Origin of the sequence: Streptomyces sp. NPDC002566, assembly GCF_042889585.1 — a bacterium.
Classification (GTDB): Bacteria; Actinomycetota; Actinomycetes; order Streptomycetales; family Streptomycetaceae; genus Streptomyces.
The window spans coordinates 224,144-245,004 of record NZ_JBIARD010000004.1 but is presented as its reverse complement, the minus strand read 5'-3'; the positions used below and the strand labels follow the sequence as shown (position 1 = coordinate 245,004).

Here is a 20,861-nt window from a genome sequence, read left to right as displayed (position 1 = left end):
GGGACAACGCGCGCCGCGCGGGAAAGTTACGAGCGTTCACCCCTTTTGGTGGTGCGACGGACAACCGTCCGTCGCGCCACGCCCTCGTCCGCATACCTTCGTCCCGCTGCGAGCCGCCGACCAACGGCGGCTCACCGAACGGGAGATCGGGGGTGCACACGTGCGCATCGGACTGCTTACGGAGGGTGGCTATCCGTATGTGGGCGGTGACACCGGACCCTGGTGCGACCGGCTCGTGCGGGGACTCGGACGGCACGAATTCGCCCTCTTCGCACTCAGCCGCAGCGAACGACAGGACACCGCCGGCCGGGTCGAACTGCCCTCGCAGGTCCGCAGCGTGCGCACGGCCCGGCTGTGGAGGGCCGAGGACGACGGGGTCGCGTACGGCCGCCGCGCGCGCCGGCGGTTCACCGAGTGCTACGGCGAACTGGCGGCCGGGATCTCCGGGGCCAGCGCCCCGGACCTTCAGGCGGACCGTTTCGGCAGCGCCCTGTACGGGCTCGCCGAGCTGGCCCGCGACGAGGGCTCACTGGTGCGCGCACTCCGCTCGGAGGACGCGCTGCGCGCCCTGGAACGCGCCTGCCGCGCCCCCGGCGCGACGCGCACGGCCCGCGAGGCGCGCGTGCCCGAACTGCTCGCGGTGGCGGCGCACGTGGAACGCCTCCTGCGGCCCCTTTCCCTCGGCTGGTACGAGGAGGGGGACGGGGGACGTGGTGAACGGGGTCATGAGGGCCGTGGGCACCGTGGGGGCCGTGGCGGGGGCGGCCTCGGCGTGGTCGACCTGTGCCACGCGACCTCCGGAGGAGCGGCCGCCCTGGTGGGACTGCTGGCGCGGCACTTCTTCGGGGTGCCCCTGGTGGTCACGGAGTACGGAGTGCGGCTGCGGTCGCACTACCTGAACTTCGAAGCGGTGGAGGCGTCAGGGGAGGGCGCCACTCACGCGGAGGGCGACGTACCCGCCTCGGGGGCGGCGTCCCCCGCGGTGCGGGCGCTCGTCACCGCCTTCCACGGGCGGCTCTCCGCCGAGGTGTACCGCCGGGCCGCCTGTCTCACGGCCGGCAACGCCCACGCCCGGCGCTGGCAGGAGCGATGCGGCGCCGACCGGGCCAAGCTGCGCACCGTCCACCCCGGCATGGACGCCGCACCCTTCGCCGAAGTGGGCGACTCCCCTGACACCGCCGACCCGCGCACCCTCGCCTGGGTCGGCCGCGTGGAACCGGCGAAGGACCTGGTGTCCCTGCTGCACGCGTTCGCCGAGGTGCGCCGGGAGGAGCCCGGGACACGACTGCGGATCATCGGCGCGCCGAGCGGACCGGAAGGCCGGGCGTATCTCGGCCACTGCCGTGCGCTCGCCGCGCAGCTCTTCCCCGACGAGGCGGAGGGACCGCACTGCGTCGGCGACAACCCGGTGTCCTTCGAGGACCTCGGCCACCCGGCTGCGCCCGGCCTCGCCGAGGCGTACGCGGCGGGCGCGGTCGTCGTCCTCTCCAGCGTCGTCGAGGGCTTCCCGGCCGGCCTGGTCGAGGCGATGTTCTGCGGGCGGGCGACCGTGTCGACGGACGTCGGCGCGGTGGTCGAGGTCATCGGAGGCACGGGACTGGTCGTGCCGCCGCGCAATCCGAGGGCGCTCGCCGACGCCTGCGTCGCGCTGCTGCGCGATCCCGAGCGCCGCACGCGCCTGGGCGCGGCCGCCCGCGCACGCGCCCTCGAACTGTTCACGGTCGAGCAGAACGTCACGGCGTTCCACGACATCTACCTGGAGACCGTCTCCCGCACCCCCGTGCACCGTCCCGCCTTCGACGGCCCCGGTGAGCCCCGGCCCTTCGCCGTCCCGGCCGAGGCCCGCCTCGCGGGCCCCTGGACGGGCTCACGCAAGCGTGACGCGGCCGCGGGGCGGGTCGCCGCGGCCGAGGGGGCGCGATGAGCGACCTCGGCGAACTGGACCGTCCCGGCACACCGGCGAGCCCGGGTTCCTCCGCGGTGGCATGGGACGGCCGATCGGAGGAGTGGCTCGCCCCGGAGGGCGAGGCCGTCGAAGACATGGCCCCGGAGGACGCGCTCTCCGCGGGCATGGCCCCGGAGGACGGGACGGAGCCGTGCCCCGAGCAGCCCGCCGACGGCACGGGAGCGGCGGGGGAGCCGCCCTTACCCGCGCCCGCTCTCACCTCTGGGCCGGCAGCTGCCTCTGCGCCGGCGACCGCCCCTGTGTCGGAAGCCGCCCCCCGTCGCGGCGCCGGCGACCCCGTCAAGGCCCTGATGCGCCGCCACCGCGACCTCTGTGAGCGCGCCGTCGACCCGCTGGAGATCGCCGCCGGTCTCGAGGCGCACGGGATGACCGACCGGACCGCCGCCCGCTTCCGGCACCGGGACGTCTTCTCCCTCGCGGAGGAGATGTACGCCCGCGTCCCACGCGACGGCGACCGCCCCGCACGCCCCGCCCCCGCCGCCGCCCCCCGAGCCCGCTCCGACTGGGCGCTGCTCACCCTCCTGCCCGGCGCCCTGTGCGCCGCGACCGTCACCGGACTGCGCCTGACCGACGGCCAGACGCGCCTCTGCATGGCGACCGCGGGCGTCCTCGCCGTCCTCCTCGCCCTGTGCGCGGCACTGCGCCGAGGCCCGTTGAGCCCGCACGGCCACGCGCACCCCGGCTCACTCGGCGCCGCCGGCTGGACCTGCGCGCTGCTCGCCTACGCGGCCCTCGGCGACGGACTCCTGCGCGCCGCCATGAACGGCGGCCCCGACGGTCTGCCCACCGGGGCGAACGGCGGCCCCTGGCCGCTCACCCTCGCGCCTCCGCTGACCCTCGTCCTGGCCTGCGCCCCCGCCGCCTGGAGCGCGCACCTCCTCACCGTGGGCGCCCGCCGCCGCCTGGAGGCCAGTCGTGGCCTGGAGGAGTTCACCGCATCCGTGCGTCCCCTGGTGTTCGGCGTGTTCGCCCTGTTCCTGTGCGCCCTCACCGCCCTGACCGGACTCTGCGCCAAGGCCCTCGGAGAGACCGCCGACCACCCCCGGACCCTCACCCTCGGCATGCTGCTCTTCCTCGCCCGCCTCCTCGTGGTGCACGGCTCGCCCCGACTCCCGGTGCTCCTCCTCGGCGCAGCGAGCGCCGCCGAGACGATCGCCGCGGCCACTGTCTTGACGGGCCGTCTGCCCGGCTGCGGCTTCCTCGCCGTGCCCGTCGAGACCCTCGTCGCCGCCTGGGGACCGGCCGGCGTACCCACCCTCTCCTGCGGTGCGGCCGCGCTGGCCCTGCTGGTCCACGCGAGCCGCATGCTCCCCAGGGCGTCCGCCCACGCGCGAACGGACCAGCCGTGCTGACACCGAACCGCCCCGGCCGCGGCGCCCTCCCGGGCCCGGCCGCCCCACGACCTCCGCGCGCAGCGCCACCCCCACCGTGCACGGACCGCACGACGCACGCGCTCCTCCATCCACGCGACACCCGAAGGAGAGACCAGATGACCACCTCCCGATCCGGAGCGACCGGGACCGCCGGAGCCCCGGCGGCCGCAGGCGCCCTCGCGGCCACGGGAACGACCGGAGCGCACACCCCGGGAGCCGCACGATGAGAGTCCTGCTGATCGGAGCCAACGGCTACGTCGGGCGCTTCGTCGCCGACCGTCTGCTCGCCGACCCGGCCGTCCAGCTCACCGCGCTCGGCCGCGGCGACGACGCGGACGTCCGCTTCGACCTCGCGACCGGCAGCCCCGGCGCGCTCACCCGCTTCCTCGACGCGGTCCACCCCCAGGTCGTCGTCAACTGCGCGGGCGCCACCCGCGGCGGCGCCCGCGAACTCACCCGCCACAACACCGTCGCCGTCGCCACCGTCTGCGAGGCCCTGCGCCGCAGCGGCTGCGGCGCACGGCTCGTCCAGATCGGCTGCGGCGCCGAGTACGGCCCGAGCCAGCCCGGCTCCTCCACCGCCGAGGACGCCGTCCCCCGTCCCGGCGGCCCGTACGGCGTCAGCAAACTCGCCGCCACCGAACTCGTCCTCGGCTCCGGCCTCGACGCGGTGGTGCTCCGGGTCTTCTCGCCCGCCGGGCCCGGCACCCCCGCCGGCTCGCCGCTCGGCCGGCTCGCCGAGGCCATGCGCCGTGCCATGCAGTCCGGCGACGGTGAGCTCAAGCTCGGCGGACTCGGGGCCCAGCGCGACTTCGTCGACGTCCGCGACGTCGCCCGCGCCGTGCACGCCGCCTCCCTCTCCGCCGCGCAGGGCGTCATCAACATCGGCTCCGGCCGCGCCGTCCGGCTGCGCGACGCCGCCGCGATCCTCGCGCGCGTGGCCGGATACGGCGGCGCCCTCCACGAACTCGACGGCCCGCCCGGCGGCCACTTCCGGGCGCCCATCGGCCACCCCCGCGCCGACGCCGACCACGCGGTCCCGGTCGCGTACCCGTACCCCGACGGCTGCGGCAGCTGGCAGCAGGCCGATGTGCGCACCGCGCGCGACCGGCTCGGCTGGCGGCCCCGGATCAACCTGGAGGAGTCCCTCGCCGACATCTGGATGGAGGCCGCGTGTCGTATCTGACCGGCGCCCCGACGGGCGCCGCGGACACCGACGTACGCACCGGCTTCGGCGTGCCCGGCATCGCGCACCCCCTCCTCGCGCAGGCCGAGTGGGACGAACTCACCCGCCCCGGCAGAAGCCTGCACTGGGTCGTCCTCGACGTCGCCTGCGGCCCCGGCGTCCGCCCCGACCCGCACTGCCTCGAAGCCGCCGGGCGGCTCCGCAACGCCGGCGTCCGCGTTCTGGGCCACCTCGACCTCGCCCACGGCGCCCGCGCCCTGCCCGAGGTCGTCTCCGACGCGCAACGGCACGTGGACTGGTACCAGGTCGACGGCTTCCTCCTGGACCGCTGCCCGGCCGACCGCACGGCGCTCCCCGGGATCCGCCGCACGGTCAGCACCCTGCGCACGCTCCGTGAGAGCCCCCACATCGTCCTCGGCCACGGCGTCCACCCCTACCCGGGCTACGCCGAGAACGCCGACCAGCTCGTCACCTTCTCCGGCGCGTGGAGCGACTACCGCTGGTCGCAGGCGGCCGAATGGACCGCCTCCTACCCGCCCGAGCGCTTCTGCCACTTCGTCCACGGCGTACCCGGCGCACACCTGGAGAAGGCGCTGCGCATCGCCCGCTGGCACGGCGCGGCGACCATCTGGTTCACCGACCGCGGCGACGGCGGCGGACTGAACGACCCCTGGGAGACCATGCCCGGCTACTGGGACGAGATCGTCTCGCGGATCGGAACAGGTGTCTCGGAATGAAGAAGCCCATGGCAGTGTTACGGGGAGAACAACCGTAGTGATTGACCGACCAACGGAGTCCCCGTGTCGCTGCCACCCCTGGTCGAGCCGGCCGCCGAGCTCACCGTAGACGAGGTCCGCCGGTACTCCCGCCACCTGATCATCCCCGACGTCGGGATGGACGGGCAGAAGCGGCTGAAGAACGCCAAGGTGCTGTGTGTCGGCGCCGGCGGCCTGGGCTCGCCGGCGCTGATGTACCTGGCCGCGGCGGGCGTGGGCACGCTCGGCATCGTGGAGTTCGACGAGGTGGACGAGTCCAACCTGCAGCGTCAGATCATCCACAGCCAGGCCGACATCGGCCGCTCCAAGGCCGAGTCCGCGCGCGACTCCGTCCTCGGCATCAACCCGTACGTCAACGTGGTCCTTCACGAGGAGCGGCTCGAGGCCGACAACGTGATGGACATCTTCGGCCAGTACGACCTGATCGTCGACGGCACGGACAACTTCGCGACCCGCTACCTGGTCAACGACGCGTGCGTGCTGCTGAACAAGCCGTACGTGTGGGGCTCGATCTACCGCTTCGACGGCCAGGCGTCCGTGTTCTGGTCGGAGCACGGCCCCTGCTACCGCTGCCTCTACCCGGAGCCCCCGCCCCCCGGCATGGTCCCCTCCTGCGCCGAGGGCGGCGTGCTCGGCGTGCTGTGCGCGTCCATCGGCTCCATCCAGGTCAACGAGGCCATCAAGCTCCTCGCGGGCATCGGCGAGCCGCTGGTCGGCCGCCTGATGATCTACGACGCCCTGGAGATGCAGTACCGCCAGGTCAAGGTCCGCAAGGACCCGGACTGCGCGGTCTGCGGCGAGAACGCGACCGTCACCGAGCTCATCGACTACGAGGCCTTCTGCGGCGTCGTCTCCGAGGAGGCCCAGGAGGCGGCCGCCGGCTCGACGATCACTCCCAAGCAGCTCAAGGAGTGGATCGACGACGGCGAGAACATCGAGATCATCGACGTCCGCGAGCCGAACGAGTACGAGATCGTCTCCATCCCGGGCGCCACGCTGATCCCGAAGAACGAGTTCCTCATGGGCACCGCCCTGCAGAGCCTGCCCCAGGACAAGAAGATCGTCTTGCACTGCAAGACGGGTGTCCGCAGTGCGGAAGTCCTCGCGGTCCTGAAGTCCGCGGGCTTCGCGGACGCGGTGCACGTCGGCGGCGGCGTGATCGGCTGGGTCAACCAGATCGAGCCGGACAAGCCGGTCTACTGACCGGCCGGCCGATCCGGCCCACCGGTTCCGGCGGCGGGGGTTTCGCGCACCAGGGGTGTGTGAGGCCCCCGCCGCCGTCATGAGCAGACCGTGCCGTCCTTCGGTGTCCTGCCGTTCAGCAGATAGCCGTTCACCGCCGAGTCGACGCAGCCGCTCCCGCTCCCGTAGGCACCGTGCCCCTCGCCCTTCCAGGTGAGCAACACCCCGACGCCCCGGCCGAGTTCGTCCGCCATCCTGCGCGCGCCCTCGTACGGTGTCGCCGGGTCCCCGGTGTTGCCGACCAGCAGGATCGGCGCCGAGCCTGCTGCGCTGACCTCCGGTGTGTCGAACTGGCCCGCCACCGGCCAGTCGTGGCACCACCCCGCCGTGTCCCAGCCGAGGAACGAGCCGAACACGGGGGAGATCCTCTCGAACTCCGGCAGCAGCCTCTTCGTCTCCTCGACCGTCGGCCGCTGCCTGTCGTCCAAGCACGATATGAGCCGTTGCGCGTGGGTCGACGTGCCGTAGTGCCCGTCGGTGTCGCGGTCGTTGTAGGCGTCGGCGAGGCGCAGCAGCTCCGAACCGTCGCCCTGGTAGGCCGACTTGAGGGCGCTGGTCAGGCTGGGCCAGGCCGCCTCGCTGTACAGCGGCACCACGATGCCGGTGACCGCGAGCGTCTGTGTGAGCGTGCGCCCGGACGAGGTCGGCAGCGGCTCGGAGTCGATCCGCTTCAAGAGCGCGGCGATCTTCTCGCTGCCCCGCCTCGGGTCCTGGCCGGTCGACCTGAGGTAGTTGTCGAGCGCCAGCTGGAAGCCCTTGGCCTGGTTCTTGGCGTGGCCCACGGTGTCGGCGGTCGGGTCGACCACCGCGTCGAGGACCACGCGGCCCACGTGCTTCGGGAACAAGTGGGCGTAGACGCCGCCCAGTTCGGTTCCGTAGGAGATGCCGAAGTAGTGCAGCTCGTCGTCGCCGAGGACCTGGCGCATCAGGTCCATGTCGCGGGCCGTGTCGGTGGTGGAGACATGGGCCGTCTTCTTCCCGGCGGCCTTCCGGCATCCCTGGGCGAAGTCGGAGGCGTCCTTCAGGAACGCCCGTTCCTCGGCCGCGTCGTCAGGGGTGGAGTCGACGGCCTCGGCGGCCTGGATCTCCTTGTCGCCGCGGCAGCGGACCCCGCCCTGCGCGCCGACACCGCGTGGGTCCCAGCTGACCAGGTCGTAGCGCTCGTGCAGCGAGGACACCGTGGAGGCGTACGACGGCATCGTCGACACACCCGATCCGCCCGGGCCGCCGAAGTTGAAGAGCAGCGAACCGATGCGGTCCTCGCCCTTGGCCTTGGCCTTGGACCGGATCAGGGCGAGGCCGATCGTCTCGCCGTCCGGCCGGGCCCAGTCCAGGGGGACCTTCAGCGTCGCGCACTGCCAGTCGTCGCCCGGTGCGGGGGCGCCCTCGGTGGAACGGCATCGCCCCCAATCGGGTTTCTGCGAGGTGAGGGACGAGGGCGGCGCCGACGCCGGTGCGGCGCCGCCGTCGGGCGCGGTGGCGGACGGGCGGGCGGGGTCCTTCGCCTTCCCGCCGTCACCCCCCTTGCCGTCGGACGACGAGCCGTCGCCGCAGCCCGTCACCAGTAGTGCGGTGGCCGCCCCCAACGCCGTCCAACGGGCAGCCCGCCGCCCCACCCACCGTGCTGTCCACCGTGCGAAAAGCCTCATGTCTCTTCCCCCCTCACAAGCCGTCCGACTGTGTCCGCGAACGGCGGTCATGCCATGGTAGGCGGATCACCGTCGGCCCGTCGGAGCCTGTGGATAACTCTCTGACCTGCGATTTCGCTCAGGAACAGACGGTCCCAGCCGGCGGTACCCGCCCGTCCAGCAGGTATCCGTCGACCGCCCGCTGCACGCATTTGTTCTTGCTGTCGTAGGCGCCGTGCCCCTGTCCCCGGTAGGTCAGCTCCACGCCGACGCCCTTGCCCAGCGCGTCCACCATCTTCCGCGCGCCCTCGTACGGAGTGGCCGGGTCACCGGTGTTGCCCACGACGAGGATCGGGGCCGAGCCGGGAGCGCTGACGTCGGGATGGTCGGCCGCGCCCGGCACCGCCCAGTCCGTACAGCTGAGCATGCTCCAGGCCAGGAAGTCCCCGAACAGAGGGGAGGCGGCGCGGAACTCCGGCAGCTTGCCCTGCACGAAGTCGGGCGAGTAACGCGGCTTGTCGTCGGCGCAGTTGATCGACACGTTGGCGGCGGCGATGTTGCTGTACTCGCCGTTCTCGCTGCGGCCGTTCATCGAGTCGGACAGCAGCATCAGGGTCCTGCCGTCCCCGTCGTACGCCTGCTCCAGCCCTTCGGTCAGGTACTCCCAGAAGTCCTTCGAGTACAGCGCCTGCGCGATGCCGTTGGTCGCGGCGCTCTGGGTCAGCTCGCGGGGGAAGATGCCGGGGATCGGCTTGCGGTCGAGGTCCTTCAGCAGGCGGGCGATCTTGTCCTTGACGTCCTGCGCGGTGTCGCCGACGGGGCAGTCCTCGACCTTCGACGTGCAGTCCTCGGCGAAGTTGTCCAGTGCGAGCTGGAAGCCCCTGGCCTGCCCCAGCGAGCCCTGCTCGGGCGTCTGCGTCGGATCGACGACCGCGTCGAACACGGCCCGTCCGACCCGCTGGGGGAAGAGGTGGGCGTAGACGCCGCCGAGTTCGGTGCCGTAGGAGATGCCGAAGTAGTGCAGCTTGTCGTCACCGAGGACCTGGCGCATGAGGTCCATGTCACGGGCCGCGTCGGTGGTGCGCACGTGCGGCAGCATCGTCTTCGAGTTCTTCTCGCAGGCGCCGTTGAACGCCTGGACGTTGTCCACGTAGGCGGTGCGCTCGGCGGCGTCGTCCGGTGTCATGTCCTGCTGGAAATAGGCGTCGAGCTGCTGGTCGTTCTCGCAGCGCACGCCGGCGCTGCGGCCGACGCCTCGGGGGTCGAAGCTGACCAGGTCGTAGCGGGTGCGCAGGGTCGCGTAGTCCTCGCCGAACGCGGGTAGGGTGGCGACGCCCGAGCCGCCGGGGCCGCCGAAGTTGAACACCAGGGAGCCGATCCGCCGGCTCGCCTCGCCGCTGGCCCGGGCCCGGATCAGCGCGATGCCGATCGTGTCGCCCTTCGGCTTCGCCCAGTCCAGAGGCGCCCGCATCGTGGCGCACTGCCAGGTGCCGCCGTCGGGCAGCGGGGACGGCGCGCTGCCGCCGCCCTCCGCCGGCGACGGCGCCGGGCAGTCCTCCCACCGCAGTTCCTGCGCCGACAGGTCCGCCTGCGGGGAGTCGCCGCCGCAGCCCGCCACCAGGCACGACGACACAAGGACGGCGACGGTCAGGGCGGCGGCGCGCACACGGGAGGGATTCGGCATGCTCCCATCCTGAGGCGGCGGGGAAGCACGCGCGCGGGACGCGGTCCGTACGAGGTACGGGCGGCCGGTGGCTTCGTGTGCCGCGATGCCCTCGTGCCGTCGCGTCGCCTCAGAGGGCGCCCTTGCGGGTCAGATGGTTGAAGGCCAGCCAGCCGGGCAGCACCGGGATCCACAGCGTGAGCAGCCGGAACAGCAGGACGGCCGGTGCGGCGACCTCCTTGGGCAGGCCGACCGCGATGAGACCGACGGTCAGGGTCGCCTCGACCGCGCCGACACCGCCCGGCGTCGGCGCGGCCGAGCCGAGCGCGTTGCCCGCGAGGAAGACCACGGCGACGCTGGCGATGCTGATCGAGGCGTCCTGGTCGCCGAACGCGCGGATCGAGGCGTCCAGGCACATCACGAAGCAGGCGGTGAGCAGCAGCATGCCGCCGATGCCGGTGACGAGCTTCTGCGGGCGCTGGAGCACGTCCAGCATGCGCGGCACGACCCCGGCGAACAGCGACCTCACGCGCGTGACGACGAACTTCCGCAGGAACGGCACCGAGGTGACCACGAGCACCAGCACCGCCACCGTCAGCAGGCCCGCGATCACGGTGCGGGACGGCGACAGCGACGGGGTTTTCTCGGTGCCGGTGAGATAGCCGAACGACAGCAGCATCAGGATGTGGCAGCCGAGCCCGAACAGCTGCGAGGCGCCGACGCTCGCCACCGCGAGCCCCGGCCGCACGCCCGCTCGCTGCAGGAAGCGCGTGTTCAGGGCGACCCCGCCGACGGCGGCCGGGGCCACGATCTTCACGAAGGACCCCGCCACCTGCGCCGCCACCGTGCGCGGGAACGGCACCCGCTCCGGCACGAACCCCAGCAGGCTCATCGCCGCGGCGACATAGCTGAGCGCCGAGAACAGCACCGCCGCGGCGACCCAGCCCCACTCCGCATTGGCGATGAGCGGGCCGAACTCGATGTGCGTGAGCTGCGTCAGCAGGAAGTACGCGCCGATGGCGCCGGCGATGAAGCTGATCAGGGTGCGCGGACGCACCCGCTCCAGCCGGGCCGGCTCGACCGGCGCCTGGGGCCGGATGCGCAGCACCTCGTGCCGGATCTGCGTCAGCAGATCCTCCTCGCGGGCCTCCTCCAGCGCCTCGTCGATGGCCCGTTTCTCGGCCCGCGCCTCCGCGCGCTCGACCTTCTTGGCGGACTTCTCCAAGGTCACCGCGGGAGCGTCGCCCGCGGCCTCCTGGCGGGCCAGCTTGGCCTGCTGGGAGGCCTCCAGCACGGCGTCACGCTCGCGCTGCGCCCGCTCCCGGGCGAGTCTGCGCAGCGTCGCGCGCGTGGAGCGGCTGAGCGCGATGGGCTGGAGCATCGGCAGGCAGTCGGCGACGGCGTCGGGACCGAGCACGCCCACCGCCGAGGCGACCGCGCGCTCCGCGCCCACCCGCAGGCCGAGCGTGACCAGCAGTTGCGAGGTGTCCATGCGCAGCAGCAGGTCACCGGCCGCGATCTCGCCGACCCGGAGGTCGGTGAGGATCACCGTGCCGGAACGATCCACCAGGATCGCGTCGCCCACCAGCCTGCGGTGCGCGATGCGCCGGGACTGCAGGGCGCGCACCTGGTGCCAGGCGTCGCGCAGCAGGTCGTCGGTGATCTCCTCGTCCGGCAGGGAGTCCAGGGTGCGGCCGCCGGTGTGCTCGTAGATGAGCATCACGGCGTCCGGACCCAGCTCGGAGGTCGCGATCAGCTTGGGCGCGTTGGCGCCGGCCGCGATGGCCGCGTAGGCGAGCAGCGCTTCCTGCTCCAGCGCCTGGCGCAGCGACTGAAGGCTGCTGCGGGTGGCGAAACCGCGCAGCGTCAGATTGCGCCACGCGCGGTAGAAGAAGCCCTGCGCCTGCTGCTCACGGTCGACCACCGTGACGTCCAGCGGCGGGCCGTCCTCCAGGGTGACGAAGTAGCGCCGCCCGCGGTCGCCGGTCTCCGGCGTGTCGGCGACCTCCTGGCGGGCCGCGCTGACCGGGCGGAAGCCGACGTGCCGCAGCCCCGCCATCAGGGTCCGGCCGGTGGGGCGGACGTTCGGCGAGCCGACGGCGTACAGGGTGCCGTACGCCACCGTCCAGCCGATCAGCACCGTCAGGATGATCGAGAACGGGGTCGTGTAGCCGGTGACCAGCATCGAGAAGGCGTCGAGGAGCAGCACGATCCACAGCACGGCCCGCCATCGCGGCCGGCGCGACATGCCGACGGCCGTCATGTAGGCGATGACGGGCGCGAGGTAGCCGTGCACGGGGTCGGTGAGGGCGGTGATGTCGCCGGGGGAGGGCTGGGTGAGCGCCTCCTGGATCGAGTCCGGGGCCGCCTTGGCCACCCACAGGTCGGTGGCGAGGGTCACCCCGTGCGCGAGGACGGCCGCGAGCACGCCGTCGGCGATGCGCAGCCCGTCCCGTTTGATCAGCCGCTCGATGGCGAAAGCGACCGGGACCAGCAGGATCGCGATGCTGGACGCCAGGCCCGCGATCTTGATGAGGAGATCGGGGGCCTGCCCCGTGCCCTTGTTGATGTCCTGTTCGAGGCCGGAGGTCGTCCCGTGGGCGAAGGCGGCGATCGCGATCAGGACGATCACGCCGAGGACGCCCACCAGGAGCCGCATGAGGTCGGAGGGGCGGTGCACGCGCGCGGGAAGCAGCGGCTCGTCGCCCTCGACCTCGTCGATGTGCGTCACTTCGACGAGCTCGGGATCCTGGCCCGCCGTCTGTTCCGCGAGCGCTTTCGCGTTCTGCTCCGCCTTCCGCGCGGGGTCCGGGCGCGACGCAGCATCAGAGGTGCCCTCCGCTCCCTCGGGACGCACACCCTGCTGCTTCATCGTCTCTTCTTGGTCTCGTATCACCGGTCACCGCCCGCACGATGGTGGCATGCCGCACCGACACACGGGGGCATCAGGGTGCAAATGCGGGATCGCACAGTCTGCCCGAAGCGTCGCCTTCGGGCGAGAGTCACTCACCGTCGACCGGCGGTCGCGTTGTCGGTGGCGTGCGGCAGGATGGGAGGGGTGAGCGAGCTGAGCCTCCCGAACGGCGCCCGCGCGGAGCACCATGCCACCCGCGCGGAGTACCCGGACGACGCGCTGCCCGAGTACGCCGAGCGGGTTCTCGAAGTGGCCGAGTCGATCCCGCCCGCCCGGGTCATGACGTACGGGGACGTCGCCGAGTGGATGGGGGAGGGCGGCCCCCGGCAGGTCGGCCGGGTGATGGCCCTCTACGGCGGCGCCGTCCCGTGGTGGCGCGTGGTGCGCGCCGACGGGGTACTGCTGCCGGGCCACGAACTGCGGGCCCTGGACCACTACCGCGCGGAGGGCACGCCGCTCAAGGAGGCGAGCAGAACCGCGGAGGGCCATCTGCCGCGCCTCGACATGAGACGCGCGCGATGGGACGGCGGCGAACGTGCGGAGGGTCACACCTGACAGCTTCCGCCATGAACCGTGCCGTGCGGGAGCCTGTGGCCCGTTCGGGGGAATCGGGGCACGTCGCCGGCATGGCGTACGTTCGACAGGCGTGGGACATGCGTGGCCCGCGGGCCGTGCGGGGCACGAGGGGTGAAGCGGAAGTAACCCCTCCGGTCGCCCTGTCGGCGTAGCGTCGCCCGCGCGCGTCCCCCTCATCCCCCGACCACCGCTCTCCCCGAGCGGCGCTCCGACCAGCACAACCACCAGGACCGGCGAACCACGTGAGCTCCTCTTCCTCCACCAGGCGCCTGTCGCACTCTCCGGTGCGACAGGGGAGTCGTGGCGCTTACCGACTGGTACGTACCCCGCCGGCCCCCGTCGATCCCCCTCGTCTTGACGCCGCCCAGCGCTCCGTGGTTGAGCACACCACCGGTCCGCTGCTCGTCCTCGCGGGGCCGGGCACCGGCAAGACCACCACCCTGGTCGAGTCCGTCGCCGCCCGCGTCGCCCGCGGCGCGGACCCCGCGCGCATCCTCGTGCTCACCTTCAGCCGCAAGGCCGCCGTCGAACTCCGCGACCGCATGGCGCTGCGCATGGGAGCCGCCCGCGCCCCTCAGGCGACCACCTTCCACTCGTACTGCTACGCCCTGGTCCGCGCCCACCAGGACAGCGACCTGTTCGCCGAGCCGCTGCGACTGCTGTCCGGCCCGGAGCAGGACGTGGCCGTGCGGCAGCTGCTCGAGGGCCAGATCGACCTGCAACGCCTCGGCCTCACGCACGTGCGCTGGCCGGACGAGCTGCGCGCGTGCCTCACCACGCGCGGTTTCGCCGACGAGGTCCGCGCGGTGCTCGCCCGCACCCGCGAACTCGGTCTCGGCCCCGACGCCCTGGATGCCTTCGCGGGCCGCACCGGCCGACCCGACTGGCAGGCCGCGGCGGCCTTCCTCGCCGAGTACCTCGACGTCCTCGACCTGCACGGCGTGATCGACTACGCCGAACTCGTCCACCGCGCGGTCCTCCTCGCCCACCGCCCCGAGGTCGCCCAGCGGCTCGCCGCCCAGTACGACGCCGTCTACGTCGACGAGTACCAGGACACCGATCCCGCCCAGGTGCGGCTGCTGGACGCCCTCGCCGGCGGCGGCCGCACCCTCGTCGCCCTCGGCGACCCCGACCAGTCGATCTACGCCTTCCGGGGCGCCGACGTGAACGGCATCCTGGACTTCCCCCGGGCCTTCCCGCGCCTCGACGGCCATCCGGCCCCCGTCGAGGTCCTGCGGACATCCCGCCGCTCCGGCGCCGCCCTGCTGGCGGCCACCCGGCTGCTCACCCAGCGGATGCCCCTGACACGGCTCCCCGCCCAGAAGGTCCGCGCCCACCGCGAGCTCGCCCCCGTGCGCGAGGGCGGCCGCGTCGAGGTGTACACGTACCCGACGGCCGGCACCGAGTTGGACAACATCGCCGACATCCTGCGCCGCGCGCACCTCGAGGACGGCGTGCCCTGGGGCGAGATGGCCGTCCTCGTGCGCGCGGGCGCACGCACCATCCCGACGGTCCGCCGCGCCCTGACGGCCGCCGGCGTCCCCCTCGACATCGACGGCGACGACCTCCCCCTGCGCCACGAACCGGCGGTCGCCCCCCTGCTCACGGCACTGCGCGCGGTGGCGATGGCCGAAGCGGGCACTACGGCGGTCGAGACGGGCACCGCGGCGGCGGGGACGGGCACTGCGGCGGCGGAGGCGCGCACTACGGCGGTCGAGGCGGGCACTGCGGCGGCGGAGACGGGCACTACGGCGTCCGAGGCGGGCACTGCGGCGGCGGAGGCGCGCACCACGGCGGCCGAGGCGGGCACCACGGCGGCGGAGACGCGCACCACGGCGGCCGAGACGGGCACCACGGCGACGCGGGAGGCCACGCCGTCGGGCGACGGGACCGACGACCGGGCAGCCGCGCCCCGCGGCGGCACCGTCCCGGACTGGCTCGACGTCGAGACCGCCCTCACGCTCCTCGCCTCCCCCCTCGCCGGCATGGACGCCGCCGACCTGCGCCGTCTCGGACGCGCCCTGCGCGAGGAGGAGCGCGCCGCCGGCGACCCGCTGCCGCCGCCCTCCGACGAACTGCTCGCGCGGGCTCTCGCCGAGCCGGAACGGCTGATCACCCACGACCCCGCCTACGCGCGCGGAGCGCAACGCCTCGGCGCGCTGCTGCGCAAGGCACGCGAGCGGCTCGCCGGCGGCGGCACCGCCGAGGAGGCGCTGTGGGACCTCTGGGAGGGCACCCCCTGGCCCACCCGACTGGAACGGGCCGTCCGGCGCGGCGGCGCGGCCGGCCGCAACGCCGACCGCGACCTGGACGCCGTGTGCGCCCTGTTCGCCACCGCCGCCCGCGCGGAGGAACGCACCGGAGGCCGGGGCGCCCTGAACTTCCTCGCCGAGATCGAGGCCGAGGACATCGCCGCCGACACCCTCACCCGGCGCGCCGTACGCCCCGACGCCGTCCGCCTGATGACCGCGCACCGCGCCAAGGGCCTGGAGTGGAGCCTGGTCGTCGTGGCCGGCGTCCAGGAGGGGCTGTGGCCGGACCTGCGCCGCCGCGGCTCCCTCCTGGAAGCCGACCGCATCGGCCGCGACGGACTCGCCGAACCGCTCACCCCCGGCGCCCTGCTCGCCGAGGAACGCCGCCTCTTCTACGTCGCCGCCACACGCGCGCGTGACCGCCTCGTCGTCACCGCGGTGAAGGCCCCCGCCGACGACGGCGACCAGCCCTCCCGCTTCCTCACCGAGCTCGGCGTCGAACCCAAGGACGTCACCGGCCGCCCCCGCCGCCCCCTGTCCGTCGCCGCGCTGGTCGCCGAACTGCGCGCCACGACGGTCGACCCGCGCGCGTCCGCCGCCCTCAGGGAGGCCGCCGCCCGCCGCCTGGCCCGCCTCGCCGCGCTCAGCGACGAAGACGGCCGGCCGCTGGCCCCGTCGGCGCACCCCTACCGCTGGTGGGGCATGTTCGACCCGACCGAGAGCAAGGTGCCGCTGCGCGACCGCGACCGGCCCGTGGCCCTGTCCGGCAGCGCGCTGGACCAGCTCGCCAACACCTGCGCCCTCCAGTGGTTCCTCGGCCGCGAGGTGAAGGCCGACGCCCCCGCCACCGCCGCCCAGGGCTTCGGCAACGTCGTGCACGTCCTCGCCGACGAGGTCGCCTCCGGGCACACCCCGGCCGACCTCGCCGTCCTCATGGAGCGCCTCGAGTCGGTGTGGAACGCGCTCGCCTTCGACGCGCCCTGGAAGTCGGACCAGGAGAAGGCCAACGCGCGCGCGGCCCTCGAACGCTTCCTGACCTGGCACGTCGACTCGGGCGGCCTGCGCGCCGGCCGCACACCGGTGGCCAGCGAGCACGACTTCGACGTCACCCTGGAGGCGGGCGAGTACGAGGTGCGCATCCGCGGGCAGATGGACCGCGTCGAGACCGACGCCGAAGGCCGCGCCTACGTCGTCGACTTCAAGACCGGCAAACACGCGCCCACCGCGCGCGAGGTGGAACGCCACCCCCAGCTCGCCGTCTACCAGCTCGCCGTCCGCGAGGGCGCCGTCGACGACGCCTTCGACGGGGCCCGCCCCCAGCCGGGCGGCGCCGAACTCGTCCACCTGCGCCAGGGAGCCGCCAAACGGGACGGCGGCGACAGCCTGCCCAAGGTCCAGGCCCAGGAAGCCCTCGAAGGAACCGAGGGGGAGTGGGTCGGCGACCTGCTCGCCACCGCCGCCGGAAAGGTCCTCGACGAGCGGTTCACGCCCACCGCGGGGCAGCACTGCACCCACTGCGCCTTCCGGGCGTCGTGCAGCGCCCGCCCCGAAGGACGCCACGTCGTGGAGTGAGCACACCGGTGTGACGGACCGCACCACACCTGCTGACCTGCGCTTTCCGGCGCGACGACGGGCGGTTTGTCATCGACTGTCAGTGCCCGCCGCTAGCCTTCGCCACATGCCAGCCCGCATCACCGACCCCGAGCAGCTCAAAGAGCTCCTCGGCATCCCCTTCACCCCGGAGCAGATGGCCTGCATCACCGCGCCGCCCGCCCCGCAGGTGATCGTGGCCGGTGCCGGCTCCGGCAAGACGACGGTGATTGCCGCACGCGTGGTGTGGCTCGTCGGCACCGGACAGGTCGCCCCCGAACAGGTCCTCGGCCTCACCTTCACCAACAAGGCCGCCGGCGAACTCGCCGAACGCGTCCGCAAGGCGCTGGTCAAAGCCGGCGTCACCGACCCCGACGTCATCGACCCGGACAACCCGCCGGGCGAGCCGGTCATCTCCACCTACCACTCCTTCGCCGGCCGGCTGCTCACCGACCACGGCCTGCGCATCGGCCTGGAGCCGGCCTCACGGCTGCTCGCCGACGCCACCCGCTACCAGCTCGCCGCCCGCGTGCTGCGCGAGGCGCCCGGCCCCTACCCGGCGCTCACCCGCTCCTTCGCCGACCTCGTCAGCGACCTCCTCGCCCTCGACGCCGAACTCGCCGAGCACCTCGTCGCCCCCGAGGACCTGCGCGCGTGGGACGCCGAACTCCTGCACACGCTGGAAGGCGCGAAACTCAGCAACGCCGACCTGCGCAAGGCACCCGACGCCGCGGCGGCCCGCCGCGAACTCACCGACCTCGTGCGCCGCTACCGGGCCGCCAAGCGCGAACGCGACCTGCTGGACTTCGGCGACCAGATCGCCCTGGCGGCACGACTCGCCCAGGTCCCCGAAGTCGGCCGGCTCCTGCGCGAGGAGTTCCGCGTCGTCCTCCTGGACGAATACCAGGACACCTCCGTGGCCCAGCGCATCCTGCTCGCCGGCCTCTTCGGCGGCGGCACCGGCCACCCCGTCACCGCCGTGGGCGACCCCTGCCAGGCGATCTACGGCTGGCGCGGCGCCTCCGTCGCCAACCTCGACGACTTCCCCGAGCACTTCGCCCACGCCGACGGCCGCCCCGCCACCCGCCAGGCCCTCAGCGAGAACCGCCGCAGCGGCGGCCGTCTGCTCGACCTCGCCAACGGACTCGCCGAACCCCTGCGCGCCATGCACGCGGGCGTGGAAGCGCTGCGCCCCGCCCCGGGCGCCGAACGCGACGGACTCGTGCGCTGCGCCCTCCTGGCCACCCACGCCGAGGAGATCGCCTGGATCGCCGACTCCGTCGCCCACCTGGTCGCCACCGGCAAGGCGCCCGGCGAGATCGCCGTCCTGTGCCGCACCGCCACCGACTTCGCGGAGATCCAGGGCGCACTCGTCGCCCGGGACGTCCCCGTGGAAGTCGTAGGCCTCTCCGGGCTGCTGCACCTGCCGGAGGTCGCCGACCTCGTCGCCGTCTGCGAGGTCCTCCAGGACCCCGGCGCCAACGCCTCCCTGGTGCGCCTGCTCACCGGCCCGCGCTGGCGCATCGGCCCACGCGACCTCGCCCTCCTCGGGCGGCGGGCCCGGCTGCTGGTGACCCACGCGCGCGGGGACGACGCGGACGACCCCGACCGACGCCTTGCCCAAGCCGTCGAAGGCGTCGACCCCTCCGAAGTGATCTCGCTCGCCGACGCCCTCGACACCTTCCTGGAGTCACCCCTCCACAACACCGCGGGCACAGGCGACGACGGGCTGCCCTTCTCGCCGGACGCGCGCGTACGCTTCGCCCGGCTCGCCGCCGAGCTGCGCGACCTGCGCCGATCCCTGGCCGACCCCCTGATGGACGTCCTGCACCGCGTCCTCGCCGTCACCGGCCTCGAAGTGGAACTGTCGGCCTCCCCGCACGCCCTGGCCGCCCGCCGGCGCGAGACCCTGTCGAACTTCCTGGACATCGCCGCCTCCTTCGCCGCCGGCGAGAACGAGGCCAGCCTGCTCGCGTTTCTCGGCTTCCTGCGCACCGCCGCCCAGTACGAGAAGGGCCTCGACAACGCGCTGCCCGGCGGCGAGAACACCGTCAAGGTCCTCACCGCGCACAAGTCCAAGGGCCTGGAATGGGACGTCGTCGCCGTCCCCGGCCTGGTCGACGGCACCTTCCCCAGCGGTCAGGGCCGCGAGAAGTGGACCGCCCAGGCCAAGGTGCTGCCGCACGCGCTGCGCGGCGACGCCGACACGCTCCCCGACATCCAGGACTGGGACTCGCGCGGCATGAAGGCCTTCCACGAGGCCATGAAGGAGCACCAGCACACCGAGGAACTCCGCCTCGGCTACGTCACCTTCACGCGCCCCCGCTCGCTGCTCCTGGGATCCGGCCACTGGTGGGGCCCCACCCAGAAGAAGCCCCGCGGACCCTCCGCCTTCCTCCAGGCCCTCCACGACCACTGCGCGGCCGGCCACGGCGAGATCGAGGCGTGGGCCGACGAACCCGACGACGACGCCGAGAACCCCGCCCTCCACCACGCCGCCGCCGACCACGCCTGGCCGCTGCCCCTGGACGCCGACGCCCTGGCCCGCCGCCGCGCCGCCGCCGCGACCGTCCTCGCCCACCTGGACGCCCTCGCCGCCCGCACACACCACCAGTCGGACAGCGCGCCCGACGACCGGCGCGACACCGCCGCGCACGGCCCCGAGACCACCGACCACCCGGAGTGGCCGCCGCCGGACGAGGACCCCGCCCACGAACCGCCCCACGAGGAAACCCTCTACGACGAACCGCCCTACGACGAAGCCGGCGACCCCTTCGAGGACGACGGGCCCGACGGCTCCGGCGAAGCCCCCGTCCACTGGGAGGACGAGTGGACCCCGGCCCGCCCCACCGTCCCGCACCAGGCCTCGCCGCCCGAACAGCCCGCCGCCCGCCCCCACCCGCCCGAGCCGCGCCACACCCGCCTCACCCCCGAGGAAGCCCGCACCATCGCCTCCTGGGACCGCGACCTCGACGCCCTCACCGGAGAACTCCAGCGCGCCCGGCAGAGCGTCACCGACGTCCCCCTGCCCGCCACACTGACCGCCTCCCAACTGCTGCGCCTCGCAGCCGACCCGGACGGCTTCGCCCAGGAACTCGCCCGCCCCATGCCCCTGCCCCCGCGACCCGCCGCCCGCCGCGGCACCCGCTTCCACGCCTGGGTCGAAGCCCGCTTCGAGGAACTCACCCTCCCCCTGCTCGAACCCGACGAACTGCCCGGCGAGGACGCCGAGATCACCGACGAACGGGACCTGGAGGCACTCAAGGACGCCTTCGAACGCACCGAGTACGCCCACCGCACCCCTCACCGCGTCGAAGCGCCCTTCCAGCTCACCCTCGCCGGACGCGTCATCCGCGGCCGCATCGACGCCGTCTACAAAGAGGGCGACGACGAGACGGCCACCTACGAGATCGTCGACTGGAAGACCAACCGGGGCCGCACCGCCGACCCCCTCCAGCTCGCGCTGTACCGGCTCGCCTGGGCCGAGCAGCAGGGCGTGCCCGTGGAATCCGTCACAGCGGCCTTCGTGTACGTGCGCACCGGAGAGGTCGTCCACCCCGAAGGACTGCCGGACCGGGCCGCGCTGGAGCGCCTGTTGACGCAGGACGACGCCGCCGAGGACGATCCCGGGCAGCCCGCCGCGGGTGAGAGGCGTGCACAACCGCCCGGAGAGGATGTCGGCGCGGGCCGATAGG

The 20,861-nt window shown here is 73.7% G+C and carries 11 protein-coding genes; 8 read left to right on the top strand and 3 right to left on the bottom strand.

Annotation, left to right across the window (positions count from 1 at the left end; translation table 11 throughout):
* Positions 1–160 precede the first annotated feature (160 nt).
* From ACFYXA_RS18280 to moeZ, 5 genes are all read left to right on the top strand, one after another.
* Complete coding sequence (locus ACFYXA_RS18280) at positions 161–1,924, top strand: DUF3492 domain-containing protein (RefSeq protein WP_389033845.1); 1,764 nt, start codon at positions 161–163, stop codon at positions 1,922–1,924.
* Complete coding sequence (locus ACFYXA_RS18275) at positions 1,921–3,318, top strand: hypothetical protein (protein WP_389033842.1); 1,398 nt, start codon at positions 1,921–1,923, stop codon at positions 3,316–3,318. Before ACFYXA_RS18280 ends, ACFYXA_RS18275 begins: the two co-directional genes overlap by 4 nt.
* 244 nt (positions 3,319–3,562) lie before the next feature.
* Positions 3,563–4,525: an NAD-dependent epimerase/dehydratase family protein gene (locus ACFYXA_RS18270; protein ID WP_352250300.1), complete on the top strand. Its 963-nt coding sequence runs from the start codon at positions 3,563–3,565 to the stop codon at positions 4,523–4,525.
* Entirely contained in the window at positions 4,513–5,262 is a 750-nt protein-coding gene (locus ACFYXA_RS18265) for a spherulation-specific family 4 protein (RefSeq protein ID WP_352250302.1), read from the top strand. The genes ACFYXA_RS18270 and ACFYXA_RS18265 overlap by 13 nt, the downstream gene beginning before the upstream one ends.
* Positions 5,263–5,325: 63 nt before the next feature.
* Positions 5,326–6,504: an adenylyltransferase/sulfurtransferase MoeZ gene (moeZ, locus tag ACFYXA_RS18260; protein ID WP_130443760.1), complete on the top strand. Its 1,179-nt coding sequence runs from the start codon at positions 5,326–5,328 to the stop codon at positions 6,502–6,504.
* A 77-nt stretch (positions 6,505–6,581) separates the two neighbouring features.
* Here the strand turns inward: moeZ and ACFYXA_RS18255 are convergent, their stop codons facing one another.
* From ACFYXA_RS18255 to ACFYXA_RS18245, 3 genes are all read right to left on the bottom strand, one after another.
* Positions 6,582–8,192, bottom strand: a complete 1,611-nt coding sequence (locus ACFYXA_RS18255) for an alpha/beta fold hydrolase (protein WP_389033835.1) — start codon at positions 8,190–8,192, stop codon at positions 6,582–6,584.
* 118 nt (positions 8,193–8,310) lie between these two features.
* Entirely contained in the window at positions 8,311–9,855 is a 1,545-nt protein-coding gene (locus ACFYXA_RS18250; protein ID WP_389033832.1) for an alpha/beta hydrolase, read from the bottom strand.
* 109 nt (positions 9,856–9,964) lie between these two features.
* The gene (locus ACFYXA_RS18245; protein WP_352250309.1) at positions 9,965–12,706 is read right to left on the bottom strand and encodes a lysylphosphatidylglycerol synthase domain-containing protein; all 2,742 of its coding nucleotides are present in this window, start codon (positions 12,704–12,706) and stop codon (positions 9,965–9,967) included.
* 186 nt (positions 12,707–12,892) lie between these two features.
* Here ACFYXA_RS18245 and ACFYXA_RS18240 point away from each other — a divergent pair, with 186 nt between their 5' ends.
* The 3 genes from ACFYXA_RS18240 to ACFYXA_RS18230 all read left to right on the top strand — a co-directional run bounded on the left by ACFYXA_RS18240 (position 12,893) and on the right by ACFYXA_RS18230 (position 20,860).
* Positions 12,893–13,303, top strand: coding sequence for an MGMT family protein (locus ACFYXA_RS18240; protein WP_389033827.1), 411 nt, complete (start codon positions 12,893–12,895; stop codon positions 13,301–13,303).
* A gap of 263 nt (positions 13,304–13,566) precedes the next feature.
* Entirely contained in the window at positions 13,567–17,148 is a 3,582-nt protein-coding gene (locus ACFYXA_RS18235) for an ATP-dependent helicase (protein ID WP_389033824.1), read from the top strand.
* 106 nt (positions 17,149–17,254) lie between these two features.
* Positions 17,255–20,860 carry a UvrD-helicase domain-containing protein gene (locus ACFYXA_RS18230; RefSeq protein WP_389033821.1) on the top strand — a complete coding sequence of 1,202 codons (3,606 nt, stop codon included), beginning with the start codon at positions 17,255–17,257 and terminating at the stop codon, positions 20,858–20,860.
* The last annotated feature ends 1 nt before the right edge of the window (position 20,861 follow it).